A 2440-nucleotide genomic window follows, 5' to 3' on the forward strand; every position below is an offset into this window, starting at 1 on the left:
CGGCGCTGTGGTTCGCGGTCGCGGACCTTCGGCTATTTCGCAACAGCCCGCAGACCGACCGAATGTACCGTTCGCTCGGAAAAGCCGGGGGTCGCGCTCGGAAAAGCCGGGGTCGGCGCTCGGAAACGCGGGGTCGGCGCGGATCACTCTGTTTCAATGGAGATGTGTGCAGATGGATGGCATATTCCGGTGAGCCGATCCTCGCCGAGGACCTGCTGTTCCGGCCGGTGCACTCGCTCATCGATCAGAGTCTGCACTCGCAGCTCGGCGCGACGACCACGAACGGGGACGGGTTCGGCATCGGCTGGTACGGAGAAGGGCCCCGGCCGGCGCTGTTCAAGAGCATCGAACCTGCTTGGAACGACCGCAATCTGAGGGAACTCGCCAGCCAGATCCGCAGCGGCATGTTCTTCGCGCACGTGCGTGCGTCGACGGGATCACCGGTCCAGCGCAGCAATTGCCATCCGTTCCGGTACGGCAACTGGTTGTGGATGCACAACGGCGAGATCGTGGACTACCGGAAGATCAAGCGGGAACTGCTGCTCGCGGTGGAGGCGGAGCTGTACACGGAGATCATGGGATCGACCGATTCGGAGGCGCTGTTCTACCTCGCGTTGACGTTCGGACTGACCGACGACCCGCTCGGCGCCGTCGGCCGGGCGGTCGGCTTCGTCGAGAAGACCGCCCGCGCGCACGGCATCGAGAACCCGGTGCAGATGACGGTCGCGACATCGGATGGAACCTCGATGTGGTTCTTCCGCTATTCGAGCCAGGTGCAGTCGCGGTCGCTGTACTACTCCACCGACATGACGACGCTGCGTGCCCTGCACCCGGAGGTGGAGGTGCTCGCGAAACTCGGACCGAGGGCGCGCCTCGTGGTGTCGGAACCGCTGCGTGACCTGCCCGGGGCGTGGAACGAGGTGCCCGAGGCCAGTGCGGGAACGGTCGGACCCTACGGGGACGAAATTCTGCCGTTCGTGCCGCTGGCCCCCTAGATCGCCGGGGCGCAACGCCATCGGGGCGCACCCACGTGGGATGCACCCCGAATTTCGGCGTTCGCGGACTTGTCAGAGGGCGCGGACCTGCTGGGCCTGCGGCCCCTTCTGTCCCTGCCCGACCTCGAATTCCACCCGCTGGTTCTCTTCCAGCGAGCGGTAGCCGCTGCCCTGGATCTCGGAGAAGTGGACGAAAAGATCGGCGCCCCCGTCATCGGGAGCGATGAATCCGAAACCCTTCTCGCTGTTGAACCACTTCACGGTGCCCTGCGCCATCTTGCCCAACTTCCTGTTCGGGAGCCGAACGTCACGTCGACGTCACGATCTCCACAATCGATCGTGCCACCCCTACGCCGTATGCACACCTCGTAGAGCACCGCCGATCCGAACCCACGAGGGCGGGCGCGCCGGGGCCTACGACGCGGTGCCGGCGCCCTTCGGGGAGGTCTCGAGCTCGAGGTCTGCGTCGTCGGCGAAGACGAGCCGACCGTCGTCGAGCGCGACCGCCCACCGGCGCACCGGGGCCCAGTCGCGGCCGAGGTCGTCGGCGACCAGCGCCGCGGCCTCGCCGTAGTCGGCGACGATCGCACCGTGTTCCGGTGCTGCGTGGCCGGAGCCGGATCGAATCGTCACCCGCGCGCCCAACGCGAGCGCGGCAGAGTTCTTGGTCTTAGCGCTCATGGCCATCAATTGTGACAGCTCACAGCGGGTGATGCAGGTCGGCCCGGGTCAGCCGTTGCGCGGTGGCGTCCAGGACGGGTCACGGCCGGTGAGCCCGAGCAGCCGATCGAGCGCGGACGCATCCTCCGCAACCTCCACCACCGGACCGAACAGGCCACCTTCGGCCCGCTGCTCCGGGGTGACGGTCGACGCGAACGCCGTGCAGGCCGCCACCGCCGCATCGTCGCAGGTGTAGGGCAGGCCCGCCGCGGCCGCGAGGTCCCAACCGTGGATCACGAGCTCGTCGAGCGCGACGAGTCCCGCGATCCGGCCGGGCAGGTCCAGCCCGGCGGCCTGCGTCGTTCCGGTCCACGCGGCGGGATCGTGCCACGCCTGCGCGAGCGCCGCGACCTGCGCGGGGATGCGCGTGCGCCAGTCGTCGCCCAGGTTGGCGGCGCTCGGCGCCGGCGGACGCGCTGTGATCTCCCCGAACTCCTTGGTCGCCGCGGCGGTGAACGCCACGGACAGGCCGCCGACGTGGTCGAGGAGGTCGCCGAGCGTGGCGTCCCGGCACGGTGTGCGGGCGGTGAGCTGGTCGTCGCGGATCCCGGCGATCACCCGGGTCATCGTGCGGGCGGCGGGATCGAGATCGAGCATTTCGGTCATCGGGCACCTCGGTTCTCGGAGCGGTGGGGTCGCATGAGGACAGACCCGTCCCGAGCCGGAAACTCAGCGGTGCGACCGGTGCGACCGGTGCGGACGGCCGCGGGCCGCCGCGACCATCG

General features: G+C 69.0%; 4 protein-coding genes. 1 reads left to right on the top strand and 3 read right to left on the bottom strand.

From position 1 onward, the window contains the following. Positions 1-176: 176 nt before the first annotated feature. Complete coding sequence (locus tag I0Q12_RS01465; protein ID WP_197250266.1) at positions 177-995, top strand: class II glutamine amidotransferase; 819 nt, start codon at positions 177-179, stop codon at positions 993-995. 72 nt (positions 996-1067) lie between these two features. Here the strand turns inward: I0Q12_RS01465 and I0Q12_RS01470 are convergent, their stop codons facing one another. The 3 genes from I0Q12_RS01470 to I0Q12_RS01480 all read right to left on the bottom strand — a co-directional run bounded on the left by I0Q12_RS01470 (position 1068) and on the right by I0Q12_RS01480 (position 2321). Then, positions 1068-1271, bottom strand: coding sequence for a cold-shock protein (locus I0Q12_RS01470; protein WP_068158269.1), 204 nt, complete (start codon positions 1269-1271; stop codon positions 1068-1070). 138 nt (positions 1272-1409) lie between these two features. Further along, positions 1410-1676 carry a hypothetical protein gene (locus I0Q12_RS01475; RefSeq protein ID WP_374068505.1) on the bottom strand — a complete coding sequence of 89 codons (267 nt, stop codon included), beginning with the start codon at positions 1674-1676 and terminating at the stop codon, positions 1410-1412. Positions 1677-1724: 48 nt separating this feature from the next. After that, positions 1725-2321, bottom strand: coding sequence for a TIGR03086 family metal-binding protein (locus I0Q12_RS01480; RefSeq protein WP_197250268.1), 597 nt, complete (start codon positions 2319-2321; stop codon positions 1725-1727). Positions 2322-2440: the final 119 nt, after the last annotated feature.

The sequence above is a fragment of the Rhodococcus sp. CX genome (assembly GCF_015865005.1).
Lineage (GTDB): Bacteria > Actinomycetota > Actinomycetes > Mycobacteriales > Mycobacteriaceae > Rhodococcus.

Coding starts and splice junctions, on each gene's coding strand:
- I0Q12_RS01465 (WP_197250266.1), top strand. CDS start 177: ATGGCATATTCCGGTGAGCCGATCCTCGCCGAGGACCTGCTGTTCCGG.
- I0Q12_RS01470 (WP_068158269.1), bottom strand. CDS start 1,271: ATGGCGCAGGGCACCGTGAAGTGGTTCAACAGCGAGAAGGGTTTCGGA.
- I0Q12_RS01475 (WP_374068505.1), bottom strand. CDS start 1,676: ATGAGCGCTAAGACCAAGAACTCTGCCGCGCTCGCGTTGGGCGCGCGG.
- I0Q12_RS01480 (WP_197250268.1), bottom strand. CDS start 2,321: ATGACCGAAATGCTCGATCTCGATCCCGCCGCCCGCACGATGACCCGG.